Source organism: Virgibacillus byunsanensis (genome assembly GCF_042675965.1).
Lineage (GTDB): Bacteria > Bacillota > Bacilli > Bacillales > Amphibacillaceae > Virgibacillus_R > Virgibacillus_R byunsanensis.
In genome coordinates this window covers 18,711-42,407 of record NZ_JBHTKJ010000003.1, presented here as the reverse complement: position 1 = coordinate 42,407, position 23,697 = coordinate 18,711, and the positions used below count along the sequence as shown (strand labels likewise).

Annotated in this window: 21 protein-coding genes and 1 riboswitch; all 21 genes read left to right on the top strand. The window is 35.4% G+C overall.

Annotation, left to right across the window (positions count from 1 at the left end):
• The first annotated feature begins 142 nt into the window (after window positions 1-142).
• The 21 genes from ACFQ3N_RS01340 to putP all read left to right on the top strand — a co-directional run bounded on the left by ACFQ3N_RS01340 (window position 143) and on the right by putP (window position 23,403).
• Entirely contained in the window at window positions 143-397 is a 255-nt protein-coding gene (locus tag ACFQ3N_RS01340) for a hypothetical protein (protein WP_390358832.1), read from the top strand.
• A 47-nt stretch (window positions 398-444) separates the two neighbouring features.
• Window positions 445-669, top strand: a complete 225-nt coding sequence (locus tag ACFQ3N_RS01335; RefSeq protein WP_390358830.1) for a hypothetical protein — start codon at window positions 445-447, stop codon at window positions 667-669.
• A 232-nt stretch (window positions 670-901) separates the two neighbouring features.
• Window positions 902-1,909, top strand: coding sequence for a flagellin N-terminal helical domain-containing protein (locus tag ACFQ3N_RS01330; protein ID WP_390358828.1), 1,008 nt, complete (start codon window positions 902-904; stop codon window positions 1,907-1,909).
• Between the two features lie 181 nt (window positions 1,910-2,090).
• The gene (locus ACFQ3N_RS01325) at window positions 2,091-2,699 is read left to right on the top strand and encodes a hypothetical protein (RefSeq protein WP_390358827.1); all 609 of its coding nucleotides are present in this window, start codon (window positions 2,091-2,093) and stop codon (window positions 2,697-2,699) included.
• Window positions 2,689-4,530 (top strand): motility associated factor glycosyltransferase family protein, encoded by a 1,842-nt coding sequence (locus tag ACFQ3N_RS01320; RefSeq protein WP_390358825.1) that lies wholly within the window; start codon window positions 2,689-2,691, stop codon window positions 4,528-4,530. Before ACFQ3N_RS01325 ends, ACFQ3N_RS01320 begins: the two co-directional genes overlap by 11 nt.
• 262 nt (window positions 4,531-4,792) lie before the next feature.
• A complete protein-coding gene (locus ACFQ3N_RS01315) occupies window positions 4,793-5,803 on the top strand; it encodes an NAD-dependent 4,6-dehydratase LegB (RefSeq protein WP_390358823.1) in 1,011 nt (336 codons plus the stop codon).
• Entirely contained in the window at window positions 5,800-6,966 is a 1,167-nt protein-coding gene (locus ACFQ3N_RS01310; RefSeq protein WP_390358821.1) for a LegC family aminotransferase, read from the top strand. Before ACFQ3N_RS01315 ends, ACFQ3N_RS01310 begins: the two co-directional genes overlap by 4 nt.
• Window positions 6,963-8,120 (top strand): UDP-N-acetylglucosamine 2-epimerase, encoded by a 1,158-nt coding sequence (neuC, locus tag ACFQ3N_RS01305; protein ID WP_390358819.1) that lies wholly within the window; start codon window positions 6,963-6,965, stop codon window positions 8,118-8,120. Before ACFQ3N_RS01310 ends, neuC begins: the two co-directional genes overlap by 4 nt.
• Entirely contained in the window at window positions 8,120-9,190 is a 1,071-nt protein-coding gene (neuB, locus tag ACFQ3N_RS01300) for an N-acetylneuraminate synthase (protein ID WP_390358817.1), read from the top strand. The genes neuC and neuB overlap by 1 nt, the downstream gene beginning before the upstream one ends.
• Window positions 9,187-9,816 (top strand): acetyltransferase, encoded by a 630-nt coding sequence (locus ACFQ3N_RS01295; RefSeq protein ID WP_390358815.1) that lies wholly within the window; start codon window positions 9,187-9,189, stop codon window positions 9,814-9,816. The genes neuB and ACFQ3N_RS01295 overlap by 4 nt, the downstream gene beginning before the upstream one ends.
• Complete coding sequence (locus ACFQ3N_RS01290; RefSeq protein WP_390358814.1) at window positions 9,816-10,862, top strand: nucleotidyltransferase family protein; 1,047 nt, start codon at window positions 9,816-9,818, stop codon at window positions 10,860-10,862. The genes ACFQ3N_RS01295 and ACFQ3N_RS01290 overlap by 1 nt, the downstream gene beginning before the upstream one ends.
• Window positions 10,862-11,554 (top strand): acylneuraminate cytidylyltransferase family protein, encoded by a 693-nt coding sequence (locus tag ACFQ3N_RS01285; protein ID WP_390358812.1) that lies wholly within the window; start codon window positions 10,862-10,864, stop codon window positions 11,552-11,554. Before ACFQ3N_RS01290 ends, ACFQ3N_RS01285 begins: the two co-directional genes overlap by 1 nt.
• Window positions 11,555-11,768: 214 nt before the next feature.
• Complete coding sequence (locus ACFQ3N_RS01280; protein WP_390358810.1) at window positions 11,769-13,706, top strand: LTA synthase family protein; 1,938 nt, start codon at window positions 11,769-11,771, stop codon at window positions 13,704-13,706.
• Window positions 13,707-14,044: 338 nt separating this feature from the next.
• Window positions 14,045-14,129: riboswitch (cyclic di-GMP riboswitch) on the top strand.
• 165 nt (window positions 14,130-14,294) lie between these two features.
• Complete coding sequence (gene motA, locus ACFQ3N_RS01275) at window positions 14,295-15,095, top strand: flagellar motor stator protein MotA (RefSeq protein WP_390358808.1); 801 nt, start codon at window positions 14,295-14,297, stop codon at window positions 15,093-15,095.
• On the top strand, window positions 15,073-15,852 hold the full coding sequence (gene motB, locus ACFQ3N_RS01270; protein WP_390358806.1) for a flagellar motor protein MotB: 780 nt from the start codon (window positions 15,073-15,075) through the stop codon (window positions 15,850-15,852). Before motA ends, motB begins: the two co-directional genes overlap by 23 nt.
• 25 nt (window positions 15,853-15,877) lie before the next feature.
• The gene (locus ACFQ3N_RS01265; protein WP_390358804.1) at window positions 15,878-16,138 is read left to right on the top strand and encodes a hypothetical protein; all 261 of its coding nucleotides are present in this window, start codon (window positions 15,878-15,880) and stop codon (window positions 16,136-16,138) included.
• Window positions 16,139-16,165: 27 nt separating this feature from the next.
• Window positions 16,166-16,351 carry a hypothetical protein gene (locus ACFQ3N_RS01260; RefSeq protein WP_390358802.1) on the top strand — a complete coding sequence of 62 codons (186 nt, stop codon included), beginning with the start codon at window positions 16,166-16,168 and terminating at the stop codon, window positions 16,349-16,351.
• A 273-nt stretch (window positions 16,352-16,624) separates the two neighbouring features.
• The gene (locus tag ACFQ3N_RS01255) at window positions 16,625-17,626 is read left to right on the top strand and encodes a TAXI family TRAP transporter solute-binding subunit (RefSeq protein ID WP_390358800.1); all 1,002 of its coding nucleotides are present in this window, start codon (window positions 16,625-16,627) and stop codon (window positions 17,624-17,626) included.
• 119 nt (window positions 17,627-17,745) lie between these two features.
• Window positions 17,746-19,704, top strand: a complete 1,959-nt coding sequence (locus ACFQ3N_RS01250) for a TRAP transporter permease (RefSeq protein WP_390358799.1) — start codon at window positions 17,746-17,748, stop codon at window positions 19,702-19,704.
• A 988-nt stretch (window positions 19,705-20,692) separates the two neighbouring features.
• Window positions 20,693-20,812: a putative holin-like toxin gene (locus ACFQ3N_RS01245; RefSeq protein ID WP_390358797.1), complete on the top strand. Its 120-nt coding sequence runs from the start codon at window positions 20,693-20,695 to the stop codon at window positions 20,810-20,812.
• A gap of 1,091 nt (window positions 20,813-21,903) precedes the next feature.
• Window positions 21,904-23,403, top strand: a complete 1,500-nt coding sequence (putP, locus tag ACFQ3N_RS01240; RefSeq protein WP_390358796.1) for a sodium/proline symporter PutP — start codon at window positions 21,904-21,906, stop codon at window positions 23,401-23,403.
• Window positions 23,404-23,697 lie beyond the last annotated feature (294 nt).

Below are 23,697 nucleotides of genomic sequence, written 5' to 3'. Positions count from 1 at the left end.
GTTGACTGGAAAACGTAATTTTCTTCTAGGAGAAAATTACGTTTTTATGGTCGGTGGAGGTCGGAAATTCATAATATGTTCGCTTGTTCAAGTTGACGTATCATGCTAATATATTGATACAAACTTAAGAGGGGGATAAATTGTGAGCGAGCCAACGAATAATGATTTATTAATAGCTATTAAGGAATTATCTGACGAATTAAAAGATGTTAAAACAATCGTTAGTAACACAGAATCAAGAGTGTCTAATATAGAGTCAAGAGTTACCAATATTGAAACAGACATGAAAGAAATGAAACAAGACATACAAAGAATTGATCATAAAATTTCTGTTTTCGCAGATGACCTTGGAGATGCAAGAGCGAATATCTCGATTTTGCAGAAAGAGATGAACTGAGACTTCGTGCCAGAACATATTTAAATTTGAAGGAAGGAGGATGAAAATTGAGTGAAATAACATTGGAAGGAATATTTGTAGCAATTAAAGAATTGTCAGATGAAGTGAAAGACATCAATAAAAGACTTGGTAATGTAGAAACAGAAATAAAAGATATAAAGACCGAACTAAAACAGGATATTCGTAAAGTAGATCAAAAAGTTACGCATCTTTCCAGCAATATCTTAGAAGTAAAAGCAGATATTTCGATATCACAAAATGAAGTGGACTAAAGCGTGCATAGAGCAGGCTTAATTTTTTTGTCTTTAATTCCCCTCAATCTACAAAATCTTCCACAAAAAACAAAAATTTTTCTAAAAAAGATTTAAACATTATCGAACGGTGCCGATATAAGTAATACATCATCATGATGAAGAAATGTTATGGCCATAACATGACAAGGAAAGTGCGGGACATAAGGATGTGACCCGCAAAAAAATACACTTACATGGAGGTAAGGAAATTATGATTATTAATCACAATATTTCAGCAATTAACACTCATCGTCAACTAACTAGTAACAACAATGCAACACAGAATTCATTGGAGAAACTTTCTTCAGGTCTGAAAATTAACAAAGCAGGGGATGACGCTGCTGGACTAGCGATCTCTGAAAAAATGCGTGGACAGATTCAAGGATTAGAAATGGCGAGCAAAAACGCTCAGGATGGAATTTCTCTAATTCAAACTGCAGAAGGCGCAATGAATGAATCACACGCAATCCTTCAACGTATGCGTGAATTGGCTGTACAAAGTGGAAATGATACGAATACAGAGTCCGATCGTGCAGAAATGCAAAAAGAAGTAGATCAACTAGCAAATGCATTAAATGACATTTCAAATGACACTGAATTCAATACTCAAAAATTACTTGATGGTGGTTTTGAAGGAACATTTCAAGTTGGAGCGAACGAAGGACAGAATTTATCGGTTACAATTGGAGATATGAGCGCAGAAACTCTAGCTGTAAGTAAGGAATATACAACATCGGGATCTGGTTCTGCGTCGGAACTTTTATCAGGTGGTAGTGGAACTGGTGCGACATTTTATGATATAGGTGATACTTTAACTGGTGGCGAAGAAGCAACTGTTGCGGGTTATTACGATGGCACTGATGTCTTAGTTCATGTAGCAGATGATGCATATGCCTCAGGATCTGATGTGACAGCAGGTATTAATATAACTAGTCAGAGTGGTGCTGATACAGCTATTACAGATATTCAAAGTGCAATTGATGCGGTCTCTGCTGAGCGATCTAAACTTGGTGCTGTACAAAACCGTTTAGACCACACAATTAACAACTTAGGAACTTCTGCAGAAAATTTGACTGCTGCTGAATCGCGTATCCGTGACGTTGACATGGCTGCTGAAATGATGGAGTTCACAAAGAACAACATTCTCTCACAAGCTTCGCAATCTATGTTAGCTCAAGCTAACCAGCAACCTCAAGGAGTTTTACAACTTCTTCAGTAATAGTAAACAATGAAAAAGACTCTCGGCTGAGAGTCTTTTTCATGTCGTTTGAGAAAACCCTATACCAAAAGATTTTTGTGCATCTCTCTCAACAAGAATTTCCACAAAATTCTACTTTATAATCCCACCATCTCTACCGATAATATATATATACACAGACATATATAATCTGGAGGTTATTATGCAATTACTATATAATGATGAGCAATTTAATATTGATAATAACGAGTCTGCTATCACGACTATCTTAAAAAAAATTAATCAATCTATTGAGCAAAAAGACACTGTTTTCAGTCATTTAATTATCGATGGTGTGGAGGTTTACGAAAACCATGAAGAATACATGAAAGAACATTTAACTGAAATAAATAATATAGAAATAGCCACACGAAATACGAAAGAAATGATCTGGGAAACAATGGAATCAATTCAAACTTACCTTGTACGTGCAATTCCAACATTAAAAAAATTAGTGGATGATAGTTATAACAAATTTTCAGGTCAAACGTGGAAAGGTATTAATCAATTAGCAGAAGGTATGCAATGGATAGTTAAATTTAAGTCATTTACAAAATCTGCACCTCAGCAGCCTTTAAATTGGACAGACATCGAAAATAGTATTCAAGTATGTGAAGAAAGTTTTGCACAATTGATTGAAGCAGTAGAAGTGCAGGATACGGTATTGATTTCCGATATCTTATCATATGAAGTTATTCCTGCATACGAATTATTAGAAAAAAGTTTAGCAACATCTCTGAAAGATGAGGAGTTTTTGAAAAATGTTAATTGATAATACATTACTCCTAAGGGAGAAGTATCCCGCAATTCGCAAATACTTCTTAGACTATAAGGATGATATCAAATTAGACGCATTAGAAGTGTTAGAATCTAAATCAGGTGCTGAAACAATCCGTTATCAAACAGATGATAAACACCTCATGGTACATAGTATGTATGACCCTGTACGTGAAGCTGAACGAATTATTACTTCCCACAAAGAAAAAATTAATAGTGATACACATGTCTTTTTTTATGGGATTGGCATGGGATATCATATCGATAAATTTCAGGAATGGTATCCAAATAATACGTACTCTGTTTACGAGCCTAATCCTGATATCTTTTTAGCAATGACTCAACAGAAACAATTAAACCAAATCATTACAAAAAACACAAAGCATTTCTATATCGATACTCATGAAACTGAGTCCAATAGTTATTTAAAGGAGTTCAGTTCTAGTAACAAAAATACACAGATAATAATTTTGCCTAGTTATGAGAATATCGTAAAAGAAAAAGTTACTCTCTTTCATCAAAAAGTAAAGGATGTTATTCGAAATCGTCGTACGAATTTACAAACTGATTCAAAGTTTCAAAAGCTATGGGTGAAAAATAGCTTATTGAATTTTAATGAGATTTTAAACACACCAAATATGATGACAGATGTTGATCAAACTCATTTCGCTGGAAAACCCGTGATGATTATTTCAGCTGGTCCGTCACTGGCAGAAGATATGGAGCATATAAGATACATTAAAGAAAATAGCTTAGCTTATATTTTTGCTGTGGGTTCATCAATTAACAGTTTAATTGAATACGATGTATTACCAGACGTAGTATGTACATACGATCCAAGTAAAATGAATCAAGAAGTGTATAGAAGAATGATTGATAATAATATTAACCATATTCCTATGATGTTCGGATCAAGTGTTGGCTATGAAACGTTAACGAAATATAAAGGTCCAAAGGTGCATTTCGTAACAACTCAGGATAAGACATCAACATATTTTTTAGATCAGCAAATAGATTTAAAGCATGATCTTATAGCGGATTCTCCATCAATTGCGGTTATGACATTCCAAGTGTTAAATAAATTAGGAGCAAGTCCGATTATATTTGCAGGTCAAAACCTTGGTTATTTGAATGATCAACTGTATTCAAAAGGTATTGAGTATGACCATGTTAATTCATCAGTTAATAAAAAACAGTTAGAAAATGCAATTACTATAGAAGATGTTTTTGGTAATAAAATTAAAACAAATAAAGGTTTTAATAGAATGCGTGTGGGTATAGAGAGGTTAGCAAATATTTATTCAGATAAAATATTTATTAATACTACAAAGAATGGAGCAGCAATAGATGGCGTCCCATTTCAACCTATTGAAGACGTCTTGAAGAATATGCTAATTAAACCAATAGAAAAAAAAATATGGTGGAATGAAAATAATTCCTATGATCGTAGCAAACTAAAATATAAAGAAGAACAGTTAAAACAAAGTATGGTTAAATTTAAAGATTTAATTGTTCAATTTGAAAAATTATTAGATTCCATTTCAACTTATACGAAACTAAAAAATAAATTAATGCTTGAGAGTTTACTTGTTCAATTTGACAAATTATATGAACAGTTGAATCAAAACATTTATTATGCAAACTTCATATCTTTTTATATTCGTGTACATGTACAGTTTATGACGAATGAAATTAAGCAAACGAATCAGGAAAGAGATATCATTATTAAAAGTGAGAAACTTGTTCTATTATTTACTAAGTTCATAGAGCAATGTAAGGAAGGGAAATATAAAGTAGATCAAATAATAAATACTAAAATGAAATAGTAAGTTCAATAAATTTAAATATTAAATAGTATGGGCTAACATCTTCGACAAAAACAAGTGATACTTCAACACAAACGCATTAAAATAATATACTGGTAAAATTTTATAAATCGAAATTTTAATATCTATTGTTCTAATTTTCTAAATGAGAACAATGTGAGATAGAGAAACTGGTTTTTTTGTTAATTCCAGAATTTCGGTTACCATTAATGATTGTAGGCAAATGAGAAGTAGCTAAATTAAAATAAAATTAGGTGAGATAATGATAAGTAAAAGTAAAAAAATATTAGTAACAGGTGCCGATGGTTTTATAGGATCCAACTTAACTGAAGAACTAATCCATAAAGGTTATGATGTGAAAGCCTTTGTCTATTACAATTCATTTAACTCATGGGGCTGGCTGGATTCCACTCCAAAAGATGTTAAAAATGAGTTAGAAATTTTTGCAGGCGATATTCGCGATCCATATGGTGTGAAGGAAGCAATGAAAGACTGTGATACTGTTCTACACTTAGCCTCATTAATTGCAATACCATATTCATACCATTCCCCTGAGACGTATGTAGACACGAATATTAAAGGAACGTTGAATATCCTACAAGCTGCAAAAGAATTGGGTGTATCCAAGATTGTCCATACATCGACGAGCGAAGTATACGGAACAGCCCAATATGTCCCGATTGATGAAAAACATTCTTTACAAGGACAATCACCATATTCTGCTTCAAAAATTGGGGCAGATCAGATGGCATTATCTTTCTATCGTTCATTTGATACTCCTGTTTCTATTATTCGACCGTTTAATACGTATGGACCTAGACAATCGGCTCGTGCAGTAATTCCAACAATCATAACGCAGTTAGCATCTGGGAATAATACTATCAAGTTAGGGTCCATCCACCCCACACGAGATTTTAACTATGTTCAAGATACGGTAAATGGTTTTATTGCTGCTATGAGTAATGATAAATCAATCGGTGAAGTTATTAACATCGGAAGTAATTTTGAAATATCTATTGGAGAAACAGCAAAACTAATTGCAGAGGTAATGGGGGTTAATCTCGAAATAGAAACCGATGATGTTCGTTTAAGACCTGGAAAAAGTGAAGTTGAACGATTATGGGCTAATAATCAAAAAGCAAAGCAACTCATCGACTGGGAACCTGCTTATGGGGATAAGAAAGGTTTTAAAAAAGGGTTGAAAGAAACTGTAGATTGGTTCACGGATAAGCGTAATCTATCTCATTATAAGGCAGATGTATATAATATATGATGGATATTTGGGTTGATGTAGCTAATAAAATAAAAAATATACATCCTGATAAAGAATTTATACCTTTGCATGAACCAACATTAGACGGAAATGAGAAAAAGTACGTGAATGACTGTATTGAAGCGGGATGGGTGTCTTCAGTAGGTAAATATGTTGATCAATTCGAACGATCATTAGCTGAATATACTGGAGTAAAAAGAGCAGTTGCCGTCGTTAATGGGACCGCTGCACTACAAGTTGCCTTAAAAATTGTTGGTGTACAACCAGAGGATGAGGTTTTGATTCCATCATTAACATTTATTGCTACAGGAAATGCAGTTTCATATTGCGGGGCTACACCTCATTTTGTTGATGTTTCAAGGACTACGTTAGGCCTTGACCCACATAAACTAGAAAAATATTTAAAAGAAATTGCCGTTTTGAACGATAAAGTCTGTGTAAATAAATACTCTGGCAATATTATTCGAGCGGTTGTCCCAATGCATACCTTTGGACATCCAGTTGATATGGACCCATTAATAGAAGTATGTAATCTATACAATATTACCATAGTAGAAGATGCCGCAGAGTCATTAGGATCTTTTTATAAAGGAATTCATACCGGGAACTTAGGGAAGGCTTCAGCCGTGAGTTTTAATGGGAATAAAATCATTACAACTGGTGGTGGTGGAGCTATTCTTACAAATGATGAGACGCTAGCAGATTATGCGAAGCATCTAACTACAACTGCAAAAGTCCCCCACCAATGGGATTATGTGCATGATGAAGTTGGATACAATTATCGAATGCCAAATATAAATGCAGCACTAGGTTGTGCTCAGCTTGAAAAATTAGATAATTATATTGAAAAGAAACGCCATTTAGTTGAAAAATATGAACAAATTATAAGTGTCTACGATGGAATAGAACTTTTCAAAGATCAATCTTTTTCAAAAAGTAATTATTGGCTACAAACACTGGCCATAGATGAACAAAAACATAATAAAGAAAATGTACTGGAAACATTAAATCATAATGGTATAATGTCCAGACCAGTTTGGACACCATTACATAAATTAAAACCATATAAGGACTGTCCAAAATCAGACTTATCTATTACAGATGATTTGTTTTATAGAATTATAAATATACCAAGTAGTCCTTATCTAGGAGATATAAAATGAAGAAAAGGAAAATTTGCGTTGTTACAGGGACGCGTGCAGAATATGGACTTTTATATTGGTTAATGAAAGAGATACAGCAGGATCCTGATTTAGAATTACAGATTATAGCTACTGGTATGCATTTATCGCCAGAATTCGGATTGACGTATAGGCAAATTGAAGAAGATGGTTTTATGATTGATGAAAAGGTTGAAATGTTGTTGTCTGCTGATACAGCATCATCTATTGGAAAATCAATCGGATTAGGTACAATCGGATTTTCTGATTCGATTCCCAGTTTAAACCCTGATTTAATCATTATACTTGGTGACAGATTTGAAGCGTTGGCAGCTGCCCAATCAGCTTTGATATCAAATGTACCAATTGCACATATTCACGGCGGTGAAATAACATATGGCGCATATGACGATGCCATAAGACACGCAATTACAAAAATGAGTTATTTACATTTTGTTTCTACAGAAGCGTATCTAAATAGAGTTGTACAGCTAGGAGAGGCCCCAGATAGAGTGTTTAATGTTGGTGCATTAGGTGTTGAAAATATAAAAAAACTAAGATTATTATCAAAGAATGAATTGGAGAAATCATTGCATGTAAGTCTTAATAAGCTTACCTTTTTAATTACATATCATCCAACAACATTGAGCGAAAATCCTTTAAGGGGAACTGTTGAGTTATTAGATGCATTGAAAGGTTTTAAAGACATAACAATTGTATTTACTAAGGCAAATGCAGACAATCAAGGAAGAAAAATCAACCAAATGATTAATGATTTTGTTAATCTGCAACCTGCTAATCGGAAAATCTATGATTCCCTCGGAACATTACGTTATTTAAGTTTACTTAAGTATTCAAATGTCGTTATTGGAAATTCATCAAGTGGCATTTTAGAAGCACCATATGTAGATACCCCAACTGTCAACATCGGTGATAGACAAAAAGGGAGAGTTAGGTCTAATTCAGTTTTTGATTGCTCGACCGATATTGAATCAATTGTTAATGCAATTAATAAAGCACTAAATTTTGAGTTTATAGAGGGGAAGGAATATAAACTTTATGGAGATGGTAATTCTTCAGTAAGAATAATGCAGGTTTTGAAAAATTCTGTAATTAAGTCTACTATGAAAGAGTTTTATGATGGAGAGGTGACATAATGAAATCCTTTATAATTGCAGAAGTTGGAGTTAATCACAATGGTTCATTAGATCTCGCGTTCCAACTAGTTGATGAAGCAATTAAATCTGGTGCGGATGCGATTAAATTCCAAACTTATATAACGGAAAATTTAGTCATAAAATCTGCAAAACAAGCTGAATATCAAGAAAAAAACTTAGGTGAATCTTCCTCTCAATATGACATGTTAAAAAAGTTAGAATTGAGCTTTGAAAATTTTAAACTATTAAGTCACTACTGCAATAAAAATAGTATTAAATTCTTATCTACACCATTTGATTTGGAAAGTGTAGATTTTTTAATACATGAAATTGGATTACAAATGATAAAGATCCCATCAGGTGAAATTACAAATGCACCTTATCTATACAAAATCGCTTCCCGAGATGTACCAGTAATACTTTCAACTGGTATGGCAACGATAGAGGAAATTCATAACTCGTTAGCCTTTCTAGTATATGGCTATTCGGGACAAGCTAATGTTTCTTTTGAAAAAGTAAAAGCTTATTATAAAACAGAAGAAGCAAAACAACTATTGAAGGACAAGGTTACGATTCTCCATTGTACAACAGAATATCCTACACCATTTGAGGATGTTAACTTGAATGCAATGGATAATATAAAAAGGGAATTTCAACTGCCAGTAGGTCTATCAGATCATTCTGAAGGTATTCTTGTTCCAGTTGCTGCAGTTGCCAAAGGAGCCAGGGTCATTGAAAAGCATTTTACTCTTGATAAAACTATGACCGGTCCAGATCATAAAGCTTCATTAGAACCGCTAGAACTGAAAGAAATGATACAATCGATTCGTCTTATAGAAAAGTCTTTAGGGAAAAATGAAAAAGAACCGACTCAAACAGAATTGAAAAATAGAAATGTGGCAAGAAAAAGTTTAATTGCAGCTAAAGCAATACCTAAAGGCTCTTCGTTTACTTCTGAAAACCTGTGTGTAAAACGTCCAGGCACAGGTATATCTCCACACTATTTCTGGGACTATTTAGGTCAAGTTGCTAATAAATCTTATAGAGAAGACGAGGTTATTGAAGAATGAGTAAGAAACCTATTATTGTTATTGGAAATGGGGGGCATGCAAAAGTATTAGTTGATATTCTTTTGGTTCAAAATAAAAAGATAATTGGTTATACAGCTCCAACTGAAGAAGAAAATGATTATGGACTTACTTACATTGGTAAAGACGATGCAATATTGGAATATAGTCCAGAAGAAGTAGTACTAGTAAATGCCATTGGTTCTACATCAAATACCGAACATAGAAAAAAAATATATGATTACTTTAAATCTAACTTTTATTCATTCACGAATGTGATTCATCCTAAAACAATTATTGCTAAAAATACTAAACTAGGTGAAGGTGTTCAAATAATGGCAGGTACTGTTATTCAACCTTTCACCCAAATTGCCGATAATAGTATTATAAATACTTCAGTTTGTATTGATCATGATTGTATAATTGGAAAGCATAGTCACATTGCTCCAAGAACAACACTTTCTGGAAGGGTGATAGTTGGTGAATCAACACATTTAGGAGTTGGAACAACCATTATTCAAAATGTTGAAATAGGAAGTAATGTCCTAATTGGTGCTTCCTCTCTCGTGTTAAAAAATATAAAAACCGGTAGTAAAGCATATGGTATACCCGCAAAGGAAGTGGAATAGTGAAAAAGTGGAAAAAAATACATGTGCATCCATCAACATCAATAATTCAGACAATGAAAATTATTGATCAAACTAGCTTACAGTTTGCAGTAGTAGTTGATGATGATGAGAGATTACTAGGTACTGTAACTGATGGTGATATTCGTCGTGGAATATTAAAGGGATTACCAGTTGAATCTCCTATACAAGAAGTAATGAATGTTGAACCAATATATGAATACGAAGGCAAAAGTCAATTTTATTATAAAAATATACTAGAACAAAAAAAACTAAAACAATTACCAATAGTCAACAGGTATAAAAAGGTTTGCCGAATTATATTTTCTAATGAAGTTAATCAAGTATCACAAAAGGAAAACCTTGTAGTTCTTATGGTGGGAGGACTAGGAACAAGGCTCCGTCCACTAACGAATGATATTCCTAAGCCTATGCTAACGGTGGGTGATAAACCTATTCTACAAACAATAATTGAAAGCTTTAAAAGCTATGGTTTTACAAATTTTATTTTATCGGTAAATTTTAAAAAAGAGATAATAAAAGATTATTTTCAAGATGGCAGTTATCTGGGAGTAAATATTTCTTATATTGATGAAGAAAAAAGACTTGGGACAGCAGGCGCGCTTTCCTTATTAAATGAGCAACCTGACCGTCCTATTTTTGTGATGAATGGTGACCTATTGACAAAAATAAATTATGAACAACTTCTTGAATTTCACTACGAGCATGGGTCTAAGGCAACAATGTGTGTCAGGGAATATGAATATCAAATCCCATATGGTGTAATTGAGACAGAAAGTCATACTCTATTGTCTATTAAAGAAAAGCCAGTCCACCAGAGCTTTGTTAATGCTGGAATTTATGTTTTGAATCCAGAAGTATTACAATATGTTCCAGATGATACATTTTATGATATGCCTGATCTATTCAAAAAAATGATAGACATAAAACAATCAATATCAGCATTTCCACTACGAGAGTACTGGATGGATATAGGTGAAATTGATGATTATCAAAGAGCCAATGGTGATTTTAGTGAGGTGTTTTAATGATTCAGGACAAATCCGTATTAGCGATTATTCCTGCAAGAGGTGGTTCAAAAGGGGTGCCACGCAAGAATATAAAAGATTTAGCTGGTAAGCCTTTAATTGCTTGGACAATTGAGGAAGCGAAGAAATCAAAATATATCGATCGCCTTGTTCTTTCATCTGAAGATCAAGAGATTATTAGTGTAGCAGAACATTATGGCTGTGAGGTACCATTTAAAAGACCACAAGAGATGGCATTAGATGAAACACCAGGATTAGATCCGGTTCTTCATGCTATAGATAATTTACCGAATTATGATTATGTTGTGCTATTACAACCAACCTCGCCTTTAAGAAATGTTCATGATATTGACCAAGCAATTAAAAAATGTGAACTAAATAGTGGTATTGCTGTAGTTTCTGTCACAGAGTCTAGTAAGAATCCTTTTTGGACGTATAAACTTGATAGTAAGGAAATCATGATACCTTTAATGGATATTAATGGGATCCCAGCCCGTAGACAAGATGCACCAAAATCATTTGTATTAAATGGAGCAGTATATGTGACAAAAACGGATACTCTTAAAGAAGAAAATTCTTTTTTACAAAAAGAGATTATTGCTTATGTAATGCCGAGTGAAAGATCTTTAGATATTGATAGTGAGTTGGATTTTAAGATTTGTGAGATTATGATTAGAGAGGAAATGTTGTAATAATTAATCGTTTTGTCGTATAGAAGAAACCGGCTATTGTGTCGGTTTCTTTATTTTATTTTAGTATTAGTTTTTAACGTATACTTTACAATCTCCAAACATGCCATTCAGAGTCAAACTTTTAAAAAATAAAATAGCACCCTTTGACATCCCACCCAAAACTAACTATAATGAAAGCTTGCGCATCTAAGATAAAAACATGAGGTGAAGAAAAGTGAAGAAATTTTTATCAACGAAGATGGGATTCTTCGCGGTGGCTTTCGTTCTTTTTTGGATAAAAACGTATGTGATATATAAAGCTGAATTTAGCTTAGGTGTTAATAATGGGATGCAGGAGTTTCTATTGTTCGTTAATCCTATTAGTTCGGGTTTGATTTTCCTTGGACTGGCATTATTTGCTAAGGGGAAGAGAGCGGGAATATGGATTATTATAATAGATTCGATTTTAACTTTTTTGATGTATGCTAATGTTGTTTTTTACCGATTTAACAGTGACTTTATTACGATTCCGACACTGATGCAAACTAGTAATTTTGGTAGTGTTGGTGGTAGTATTGCAGATTTAACAAAAGTTCATGATCTGTTGTATACGCTTGATATACTGTTATTGCTTGTCTTATTTATTAAGCTGCGATCCAATTGGTCTATGGAAAGAATGCAATTGCGTAAACCGTTAGTTATTTTATGTACAGGTGTTATTGCATTTACGATTAATCTTGGGCTTGCTGAAGCGGATCGTCCACAGTTGTTAGAGCGTACTTTTGACCGTAATTATGTGGTGAAATATCTGGGAACTTATAACTTTATTATTTATGACGCGATTCAAAGTGCCCAGTCGTCGACACAACGTGTATTAGCAGATAGTGATGATATTACAGTAGTTGAGAACTATACGAAAAATAAATTTGCCGAGCCAAATGAAGAATATTTTGGTAAAGGAAAAGGAAAAAATGTGATTAAGATCCACCTGGAATCATTCCAGTCTTTCTTAATTGATTATGAATTACATGGAGAGGAAGTAACTCCGTTTATTAATTCGCTTGTGAATGATAAAAGTAAGGACTTTACGTATTTTGATAACTTTTTCCATCAGACAGAACAAGGGAAAACGGCTGATGCCGAGTTGACAACAGATACGTCTCTGTATGGCTTGCCTCAAGGGGCTGCATTTGTAACGAATGGAGATAATACTTTTCAGGCGTTACCTGCTATTTTGAACCAGCAGCAGGGTCATACTAGTGCTGTATTCCATGGTGATGATAAATCGTTCTGGAATCGGGATGAGGTTTATAAATATATGGGTATTGATGAGTTCTATGACTCTAGTTATTATGATATGAGCTATGGAAATGTTATCAATTATGGCTTGAAAGATAAGCCGTTTTTTGAAGAATCCATGCCAATTCTAGAAGATATGGAAGAACCATTTTACGCGCATATGATGACTTTGACACATCACCATCCTTATTTGATTGATGAAGAGGATGCGACAATAGAACCTGCCGGAACGGGTGATGGTTCTGTAGACCGTTATTTCCAAACGGCCCGTTATTTGGATGAGTCTCTGGAGCAATTCTTTAAGGACTTAAAGGAATCAGGCTTATATGAGGACTCGATCATTATGATATATGGGGACCATTATGGTATTTCGGATAACCATAACCGGGCCATGAGTGAGATTATTGGCGAGGAGATTACGCCTAAGAAAAACGCTGATTTACAGCGTGTTCCATTTATAATTCGTGTTCCTGGTATGGAAGGTCAAGGTACTAATCATGAGTATTCTAGCTTAATCGATGTCATGCCAACGATGCTGCATTTAATGGGTATTGATGCACAGGATTATATCCAGTTCGGTACAGATATGTTTTCTGAAGACCATAAAGGTTTCGTCCCTTTCCGTAGTGGTGAGTTTATGACAGAGGATTACAGTTACGTTAACGATACGTTTTATGATAGTGAAACAGATGAAGAAATAGAAGAACCAACAGAAGAGATGAAGAAACAGAAAGAACAAGTGATGCATGAGCTTGAACTTTCAGACCAAGTGTTACTTGGAGACCTTCTACGTTTCTATACACCTAATGAAGAATGGGAGCCTGTTGATCCTAAGCAATATTTCTACGGTAAAGAGAAAAACGAAAATAACTAATATCTTAAAAGTGCTGACATGAATGTGTCAGTACTTTTTTTGGTAGTAAAGAAAGTATCTACAGAAACGGCGACGTCCAGTGCAAGCACCCAGACACTCAGGACATAGCAGTTCGACTCACACTACGCGATCTGCATATGCTTGTCGTGTCTTCAAGGCATTTGCACTTTTGTTGGCAGGTAAGAAAGTATAAAACTTCCTTATCTGCATAAGTGCAACTAGGCCATTCGCTATAAAGGCTTGGCGAATGCCAAGTTTTCTAATGAGGAATTTGTACTCACTTGTTAAACTTTTTGCCCTTTCTTGTCGATATAAAGGAATGAAACTTAACTAAATAGGAAAGAAAAAGGCAAACTATTTGAAAGAATAGGACGCAAAGCTTAGGGTCTAAGGTTATATAACTATGATCGCCTAGTTACCAGTTTAAGATTTTTGTATGTGTCTTTTAATGGCAGTTCCAAAAAGGGAATTGTCTTTTTTAGTAGATTAGGAAAGTATAAAACTTTCTTATCTACATAAGTGCAACTAAGGCTTTCACCATTAAGGCTTGGTGATAAGGCAAATTTTCTAGTAAAAGGGGGCTAATAGATGGATAAAACATCGATAATTGGGGTCTTAGTAGGGTTTATTGCAATTGGTTTAGGTATGGTATTGAAAGGTGTCGGGTTTGGGGCTTTACTAAATCCTGCAGCTATTCTAATTATTTTTTTAGGAACTGCTGCATCTGTTTGTATTGCTTTTCCTATGAGCACACTTAAAAATGTACCTGCACTGTTCAAGATAATTTTTAAGGAAGATAAAAGCAATAATATTAAGGATATTATTACAATGTTTACAAAATGGGCGGACATAACTAGGAGAGAGGGGATATTGGCGCTTGAAAGTGAAATGGATGATGTAACGGATACGTATTTAACTTCAGGGGTTCAGTTGGTCGTAGATGGACAATCGTCAGATTTTATTCAAGACGTAATGCTAGAAAAAATTGATGCAATGGAAGAAAGGCACTATAAAGGCATTTCTATTTTTACGCAGGCTGGTACATATGCTCCCACGTTAGGTGTTTTAGGGGCAGTTATTGGATTAATTGCCGCACTTGGTAATATGAGTGATTTAGATAAGTTAGGAAGTGCTATATCTGCTGCTTTTATTGCGACTTTATTTGGGATTTTTACTGGTTATGTTTTATGGCATCCATTTGCAAATAAATTAAAAGAGAAATCGAAACAAGAGGTATTATTGAAACAGATTATGTTAGAAGGACTTCTTTCGATAACGAATGGTGATTCTCCACAAGTCATTAAGGATAAATTAGGTTCTTATTTACCTTCAAAAGAGTTGGAAATGATGGTTGAGGAGGAAGTTGATGAGAAAAAAGAAACAGCGTAAAGATTCTCATATTGATGAAACCTGGTTATTGCCTTATTCAGACATGCTAACCCTTTTAGTGGCATTATTCATTATTTTATTTGCAATGAGTGAGATAGACACACAAAAGTATAAAGAACTTACCAGGGTATTTAATAATGAATTTTCAGGTGGAGACGGGATCTTAGAAGAAGGCTTGAACCCTGTTGAATCACCTGATGATGTTATTGTGGAGTTAGAGGAAGGGGAAAATGAAGAAGACGAAGAAATAACTGATGGTGAAAAAGAACTTATCAAATTAGAAGATCTCCAATCACAAATAAATGATTATATTTCAGAAAATAATTTGTCCGAAGTATTAGGAACAAAATTAACGGGTGAGGGATTATTTATTACGATTATGAATGACATTTCCTTTGATTCGGGAAGTGCAATCGTTAAACAAGAAGGGATTCAGATTGCAAAAGAAATATCTAATTTTCTTTATACAGATCCTGCAAACGAAATTGTGATAAGTGGTCACACGGATGATGTTCCGATACGTAACGATGAATTTTCATCAAACTGGGAATTAAGTGTTATGCGGGCAGTTAACTTTATGAGTCTCATTCTTGACAATGACGATCTCGATCCTAGAGATTTTGGTGCTAAAGGTTTTGGAGAATATAATCCTGTTGTACCTAACAATAACGAGGAAAATAGAGCAATAAATCGACGAGTAGAAGTTCTGGTACTACCTAACTATGATATAAAACCAAGTGATGAGAATAGGGAGTAACGGATTTATAAGGAGAGTGTTTTTTATGTCTGTGACCTTACAAGAGAGAAGCAAGTACATAAAAGATATACTGAATGGTACATTTACATCTTTAAAGACGGTAGTACCAATTAATCATAATGTCTCTAAGCCAAAACTATTGGAAAACCATTTAGCTATTCCGTTTGGTGTACTTATTCGTATTACTGGTGATATAAAGGGAAAATTGATATTGGCTGGAAATTCAACTATGTTTGCCTCCATTGGGGAAACCATGTTTGGTATGACATTAAAAGGAGAGCAGTAATCATCTTTTAGTGGTGAACTAACAAACATGGTTGCAGGTGGTTTATCTATCAATGTTGCCAAAAATGATAGTAATATAGTTATTACTTCTCCAACTATCATAGAGGATAATACGATGTTATTGACGTATGAAAAAGCGCTCCATGTCGCCGTGGAATTGGAAAAAGTTGGTGAAATGGAAATTTACTTCATTTTAGCAGATAGGAAAGGATAAAACTTTCCTACTGCATAAGTGCAACTAAGGCTTTCACCACAAGGTTTTGCGATAAGCCAAGTTTTCAAATATTAACATTTAATATAACCTAATTATAAACACAATTCAGAAAAGTAGAACAAACTGTTGATAATTTTAAAAAATGTAGTATATAATTAAACTAAGCTCCTTATCACCTCTAGATATCATTATATACATACATGAAGTTAATTCCTTTTTAGATGAAAGCGCTAACAACAAGGAGCGAAAAAAGATAAAGAAAGGGGTAATATGATGAGCAGATCAAAATTAGTCGGACTTATTACGTTAATGTTAAGTATGGTACTAGTTCTTGCTGCATGTGGTGGTGGGGGAAAGAATATTGCAATTGGACCTCCTGCTAGTGAGACGAACTCGGTTTCTAAACAGATTTTGGAGGCTTATGGTTTGGGTGAAGATGATTACAGTGCATATCAGGAGGGCTTTGGAGATGCAGCTGATGGTGTACAGGATGGGAATATTGATGTTTCGATTGGTATTCTAGGTCTGCCAGCTGGTAGTATTGAAAGTTTACAAGCTTCTGCTGGTGATGTGAAGATGCTGGAGCTCTCTGATGAAGCAATTTCTTATATGGAGGAAAATTCGGGGTATCAGCGTTATACCATTACGCAGGATATGTATGATTTTCTGGATTCCGATATAGAGACCATTACTGCCTATGCAGTATTAATGGGAAATACGGATACGATAGATGAAGAACTAGGTTATGAGCTTGCTAGAATTATGGTGGAATATGCTGATGAAAATACACACGCTCAATCCATGCATATGACGTTGGAGAATGCACTTCAAGGTGCGAAAGGATTACCGATTCACCCTGGTGCAAAGCGCTATTATGAGGAACAGGGCTTAACGGTTGATAATCCGGTTGCTGAACTAACGGCTGATGAAGGTAGTCGTAAGGAAGAGTTTATTTTAGGAACAGGTAGCCAAGGAGGTACGTATTATCCACTTGGTGGGGAGATGGCGAACATCTGGAAAAACCATATTGATGGGGTAAACGTAACGAATATAGAAACGGGGGCTTCCGTTGAAAACCTAGCTAGTATTCGTGATGGTAACATGGATCTTGGTATGGCCGTTCATGTTCCATCTGTGGACGCGGTGAATGGGGAAGGTGACTTTGAAGGAGAAGAAGTACCAAATGCAGCGTTCATTGGTCATATTTACCCTGAGGTTATTCAAATAGTTACTCGTGAAAATGCCGACATTGATAGCTTAGATGACTTAAAATAAGTCTTTTAACAAGGGTGATTAATTACTAGTGCAATACCCAGTTGCAGCAAGATCATTATAGGGAGAGAGGTCTTAGGTGGACTTCTTTCCCTTCTATCTACTCTGAAGGGATTGGTTAAATGACAGAGAATAAGCAGGTAGATACAAAAGAGATCCTCGAAAAATATGATAAAGAAAGTAATGTCCGGTCCAAAATTGGAAAGTGGGCGTGGATTGTTACGTTTCTTGGTGTTGCATTAACACTTTTCCATTTATATACAGGATATTTTGGAACACTACCATCCCAACAGCAAGGTGCTATTCACCTAGGTACAGCGCTTGGAATTATATTTTTACTTTTTCCTGCAAAGAAAGGGCTTTATAAAAAGCATACAACTATACCGTGGTATGATGTGGTGTTGGCTTTCACTGCGATGTATGTAACGTATCATAAGATCATATTTTTCGAATCTATTTTGCAAAGTAGAATATCTGGTTACGGTTTGCTGGATGTTATTGTTTCTGTTTTAGGGGTACTACTTCTTTTAGAAGCAACGCGTCGAACGGTTGGATTACCAATTGTTATTGTAGCAAGCATAACCATTTTATATGCTATTTTCGGAAAATATATACCAACACAAATATTGTCTCATCCAGGGTTTTCGGTGGACCGGATTGCAACCAATTTATGGTTCCGGGAAAGTGGTGTGTTTGGAACACCTATACAAATTTCCTCGAAGTTTATTTTTCTATTTCTTTTCTTTGGTGTTATTTTAGTACATACAAAAATAGGTAAATTCTTTAATGATTTAGCGTTTGCGCTGACAGGAAGGTTCACAGGTGGCACAGCAAAAGCTGCTGTATCAGCAAGTGCACTGCAGGGTATGGTATCTGGAAGCTCTGTTGGTAATACGGTTGCTTCTGGTTCATTTACCATACCGATGATGAAAAAAGCAGGATTTAAGCCAGAGTTTGCTGCTGCAACCGAGGCTTCAGCATCTACAGGCGGACAAATCATGCCACCACTTATGGGGGCAGCAGCATTTATTATGATGGAATATCTGGGCGTATCATATGCTACGGTCATGTTGGCGGCTGTAGTACCCGCTATTTTATATTTTACGGGTATTTTTATTGGAACTCATTTTGAAGCAAAAAAATTAGGCATTGTAGGGTTGCCGAAATCAGAGCTTCCGAATTTTGGGAAACTAATGTTGCGGTATGGGTATATGCTCACTCCATTAATTGTTATTGTGACTACGATTATGGTTGGCTATACACCACAGCGTGCTGCATTAATGGGAATAGTCGCAGCCTTTATCGTTAGTATTGTTCGTAAAGAAACACGAATGAATTTTAAGAAGACAATATATGTATTGGAGCAAGGTGCACGTGTTGCACTTCCCGTAATTGCGGCTGTGGCGTCTGCTGGAATTATAGCTGGAGTTGTTAGTATCACAGGGCTGGGTGCGAAGTTTGCTTCCGGTATTATCGCACTATCTGGTGGGATTCTTCCATTTGCACTCATACTTACGATGGTGGCCTGTATTATTCTCGGAATGGGGCTACCGACAACAGCAAATTATGTTGTAACTGCAACAGTTGCAGCGCCTGCTCTTATAAATGAGTTTGGGATCGTACCAATTGCTGTTCATATGTTTGTGTTCTATTTTGGAATAGTGGCAGATATTACGCCACCTGTTTGTTTGGCAGCCTATGCTGGTGCCGGAATTGCCAGGGCAAATCCATTTAAGTCTGGTGTGAATGCGGTCAAACTAGCTATTGCGGCATTTATTATTCCGTACATTTTTATTTATAACCCGATTTTATTGTTGGTCGATGTAACACCTATTAAGTTAATTACTGCATTAACAACAGCGATACTAGGTGTAATGGCAATCAGCAGCGCGATGATCGGCTTCTTTGCTCGTAATTCATATACTTGGGAGCGGTTTGTTCTACTAGCTGCAGGTTTGATGTTAATCGTACCTCAACTACTTACAAGTTTAGGCGGAATTCTTATCATCGTTATGGTTTGGTTTATTCAAAAACAACGTAAGGATGATACTGGCCATTTAGAAGTAAGATCTACGGTTTAGTCAACGATAAATTTATATGTAATATCTATTATAGAAGAGACCAGTCATAGGCTGGTTTCTTCTATTGTTTAAGGAATTTATTAAAATAGGAGCCTATGGATAATTTATTAACTGTTTAAGCCACGTCCAACTCCGACGTACAGGATAAGGAAGACCTCGACAGCGAAGATCGCACGCAGAAAAAGCGCTTTTCTTTTTCAAGGACGTGGCTTTTCATCGGCCAGCTCCTAGACACTCGAGGACATTAAGTAGTTCGACTTTGGTAAAGGCATCCACATGACACGACAAGCTTAAGCTTGTCGTGTCTTTCAAGGCGTTTCTAGCTTTTGTTCAAGGTAAGGAAAGTATAAAATTTTGGCACTATAAAGTTTCTTGTCAGCAAGAGCCATGTCTAGCTCCAGCGCCCAGCCACTCGCGACATAAGCAATCCGTCTTGCGAAAGGAAAAACCACCTTTCTCCAGCCGTTTTGCTTATGCGGTCGTGTCTTTCAGGGCGCTTGCGCTTTTCTTAGTTGTCTAGGAAATTATAAAATTAGGAGCCTGTGGATAATTTATTTACTGCATAAGCCACGTCCAGCTCCAGCGCCCAGCGACTAGTGGGCTTCCTGATCCTCCTTACGATAAGTCAACATCGATTCGCTACCGCTCTTCGTGTTTCCTTTATCTCATGCGGATAAGTCCAGCCCATACGTCGCTAAACGGGCGCTTGCGCTTTTATTCTAGATAAGAGCAACTTAGGCTTTCACTATTAAAGCTTGGCGATAAGCCAAGTATCTTTTTAACATATAAAAGTACGATTACTTGCTTAAAATCTCTGTTCTACATTATTAATCGAACTGAAGCCCCTTTTAAGGTGCAACATTTACTAATAATTTAGAGATGCGTCATAAGGCTTAGCAAAAAAATGTATTTTGGTTTCTAAATAGGAACAAGTGTTCTGTTTTTATGTTTGTTTGTGCTATACTATTTAGCTAGAAGAGATTAAAATATGAAAATGGAAGGGGACGGTGTTTTGAGTATTCACGAAGCGTTTGTGTTGATGTTTGCATTCGGCACATTTTTGATTGCTTTGTTAACACTCATGTTAAAAATGATCGATAAAAAGTAGACCTCCCTTACAACTAAAAAAGTCGATTGGAGAGGCCTATTCCTCTGGATAGCTGCACTGAAAAGGACAGCTTTATTATTAGGCCACAGTTGCAACTGTGGTCTTATAAAAGTATATGCATATTTTTCTCTATATAGTATACCATACTTATTGTCAGGTGAATGAATTTTCAACTCCATCATTGTATTATAAAAGGAGTATTTCCTGGGTAATATCTGGGGATTGTAAAAATTTAACAACTAATGTAATACAAGTAATCATATGAAGACGATATTGAAGAAAAGAATTATAAGTAAACTACTTCATTAATTATGGAAGTAACTTTTAAGCTTTGATAGAAAGTCTATACTTGTTACGTTTTCCAGCTATTTTAAAATGCCATTTGGTTATATAAATAGGTGTAAACGGTACTATTATCCTAGTACTTAATTGACAACATTGTCAGACTATTATATATTTTATATACTCCTTTATTTAAGATATTACTCCCTCTAGTGAAGAAGAATCCGAATGCGTGAGTATTTCCACGTATTACGAAGAATGAACTAGCTATCTTTGTATATTTATTAGTTAAGGTGTTTGAAGTATTACTTTAGTTAGTGGATAGTATTATATGTTGTCTGTGAAACTTGCTTTCGATAAGTTTAAGTTAGTAAAGGTAGTGGAAAAAACATTTGTGAGTTATTTGGTGTGGGGTCATCATTAAATAGCAGTACATCAAATGCATTTGGAAAATAGCTATCAACACAGATAATAGAGAAAAGGGACATAGCTGGTATTATTCATGATGACTTTATAGGTCACCTGGGTGCATGGATAAGTTTTCAGTATTTATTTAAGAGAAATTGTTCCGTTTTCTCAGGTTAACAACTGTAATTAGTAAGGTGAGTGATATCTGGAAGATTCTATTTAGTTTTAAACAAACTGTTTATAACTACTAGAAATATGTAAAGGGTAAAAAAACAGGAGGGGACTATGATGGAAGAATTTACGATTACCGGATGGACATTGTTTTGGTTCGCTGTTCCAATGCCATTGTTAGTCATTTGGGCACTGATTACCTACTATACTGAAGGGAGGAATCAAGACTAATGGATGCAACTATGGTTACGTTTATACTATATTTAGCTGTAATGATTACAATAGGTATCATTACATATAGAATGACAAATACATTATCCGATTACGTTCTTGGTGGGCGTAAGTTAAACAGCTGGGTTACAGCGTTTTCAGCTTCTGCTAGTGATTTTAGTGGTTGGCTATTAATTGGTTTACCTGGTGCGGCATACGCGGCTGGTTTTGGAACATGGAGTCTATGGATTGCTGTTGGTCTAGCAATTGGTGCAATGATCAACTGGCAGTATGTTGCAAAACGTCTACGTGTGTACACGGAGTATGCAGACAATTCCATTACTTTACCGGAATTTTTTGAAAATCGTTTTCGTGATAAAACAAATCTATTGAGAGTTATTTCTGCAGTATTTATTTTGGTCTTTTTCCTATTTTATACAGCTTCAGGACTTGTTGCTGGTGCAAAACTATTTGAAGGAACGTTTGACACAGAATATCATACCGCATTACTACTTGGAGCCGTTATTATTGTAGGTTATACATTCTTAGGCGGATTCCTTGCAGTTAGTTATACAGACTTTATTCAAGGGTTCTTGATGTTCTTAGCATTAACGATCACATCTGTTTATGGATTAATCCAAGTTGGTGGATTTGGTGAATTGTGGAATCAGTTAGGGTCTATTAATCCTAGTCTTTTAAGTGGTTTTAGTGATACCGCTTATAATGCAGGTGAAGGTATTTACTGGGAGGCAGCAGGACCTATTGGAATGGTAGGGATTGTTTCCGCACTTGCTTGGGGACTTGGTTATTTCGGTCAACCACATATTCTTGCTCGTTTCATGGCAATTCGTTCCCATAAAGAGGTTAGAAAGGCAAGATTAATAAGTGTAGCATTAGGTCTAGTTCTTCCACTTTATGGTGCGTTAATTGTTGGTATGCTAGGTATTGTTACATTTGATCAGCCTTTAGCAGACCCAGAGCAAGTATTTATTCAACTTGTTCAAGTGGTTTATACACCATGGATTGCTGGTTTCCTATTAGCAGCAGTTTTAGCAGCGATTATGAGTACAGTCGATTCACAGTTACTTGTATCTTCTAGTGCACTATCAGAGGATGTTTATCGAAAATATATTCGTAAAAATGCTAGTGAAAAAGAACTTGTATGGGTTGGACGTTTCTGTGTGCTACTAATTGCACTTATTGCAGTTGGACTTGCATGGAACGAAAACAGTTCTGTTCTTGAACTTGTTTCATACGCATGGGCTGGTTTTGGTGCAACATTTGGTTCTGCAATATTGTTCTCGCTATTCTGGAGAAAAACTTCCAGAAATGGGGTTCTTGCAGGTCTTCTTGTAGGTGGTATAACCATATTTGCATGGCCACTAACAGGTTCAGCGTTATATGAAATGGTACCAGGGTTTATTTTCTCAAGTATTGCCATCATAGTATTTAGCTTGATTGGCGGAGGTCCTTCTAAAGAAGTTCAGGAGGAATTTGATAAAGTTGCTGGTATTAAATAAGTTTGTAACAAAATAAATATCAAAATGTCCATCAGTCTTTTGACTGGTGGATATTTCTTTTATAAGTAGGTATGTATATTATCAACGGATTCAGCAACGTCCAGCTCCAGCGCCTGTGCTGTTAGTGGGTTTCCTGATCCTCCTTACGAAAGGTCAACATCGATTCGGTTAAGCATTAGAAAGGCCGACTAAAAGCCTATGAAGGGGCATGTTTCATTTTAGATGAACTTGACTTATCGTCAATAATGGCGAAAGTCAAAGTGAATCTCATGGTATTAAGGAAGATAGACTAAA

Coding starts and splice junctions, on each gene's coding strand:
- ACFQ3N_RS01330 (WP_390358828.1), top strand. CDS start 902: ATGATTATTAATCACAATATTTCAGCAATTAACACTCATCGTCAACTA.
- ACFQ3N_RS01325 (WP_390358827.1), top strand. CDS start 2,091: ATGCAATTACTATATAATGATGAGCAATTTAATATTGATAATAACGAG.
- ACFQ3N_RS01320 (WP_390358825.1), top strand. CDS start 2,689: ATGTTAATTGATAATACATTACTCCTAAGGGAGAAGTATCCCGCAATT.
- ACFQ3N_RS01315 (WP_390358823.1), top strand. CDS start 4,793: ATGATAAGTAAAAGTAAAAAAATATTAGTAACAGGTGCCGATGGTTTT.
- ACFQ3N_RS01310 (WP_390358821.1), top strand. CDS start 5,800: ATGATGGATATTTGGGTTGATGTAGCTAATAAAATAAAAAATATACAT.
- neuC (WP_390358819.1), top strand. CDS start 6,963: ATGAAGAAAAGGAAAATTTGCGTTGTTACAGGGACGCGTGCAGAATAT.
- neuB (WP_390358817.1), top strand. CDS start 8,120: ATGAAATCCTTTATAATTGCAGAAGTTGGAGTTAATCACAATGGTTCA.
- ACFQ3N_RS01295 (WP_390358815.1), top strand. CDS start 9,187: ATGAGTAAGAAACCTATTATTGTTATTGGAAATGGGGGGCATGCAAAA.
- ACFQ3N_RS01285 (WP_390358812.1), top strand. CDS start 10,862: ATGATTCAGGACAAATCCGTATTAGCGATTATTCCTGCAAGAGGTGGT.
- motA (WP_390358808.1), top strand. CDS start 14,295: ATGGATAAAACATCGATAATTGGGGTCTTAGTAGGGTTTATTGCAATT.
- motB (WP_390358806.1), top strand. CDS start 15,073: ATGAGAAAAAAGAAACAGCGTAAAGATTCTCATATTGATGAAACCTGG.
- ACFQ3N_RS01265 (WP_390358804.1), top strand. CDS start 15,878: ATGTCTGTGACCTTACAAGAGAGAAGCAAGTACATAAAAGATATACTG.
- ACFQ3N_RS01260 (WP_390358802.1), top strand. CDS start 16,166: ATGGTTGCAGGTGGTTTATCTATCAATGTTGCCAAAAATGATAGTAAT.
- ACFQ3N_RS01255 (WP_390358800.1), top strand. CDS start 16,625: ATGAGCAGATCAAAATTAGTCGGACTTATTACGTTAATGTTAAGTATG.
- ACFQ3N_RS01250 (WP_390358799.1), top strand. CDS start 17,746: ATGACAGAGAATAAGCAGGTAGATACAAAAGAGATCCTCGAAAAATAT.
- ACFQ3N_RS01245 (WP_390358797.1), top strand. CDS start 20,693: ATGAAAATGGAAGGGGACGGTGTTTTGAGTATTCACGAAGCGTTTGTG.
- putP (WP_390358796.1), top strand. CDS start 21,904: ATGGATGCAACTATGGTTACGTTTATACTATATTTAGCTGTAATGATT.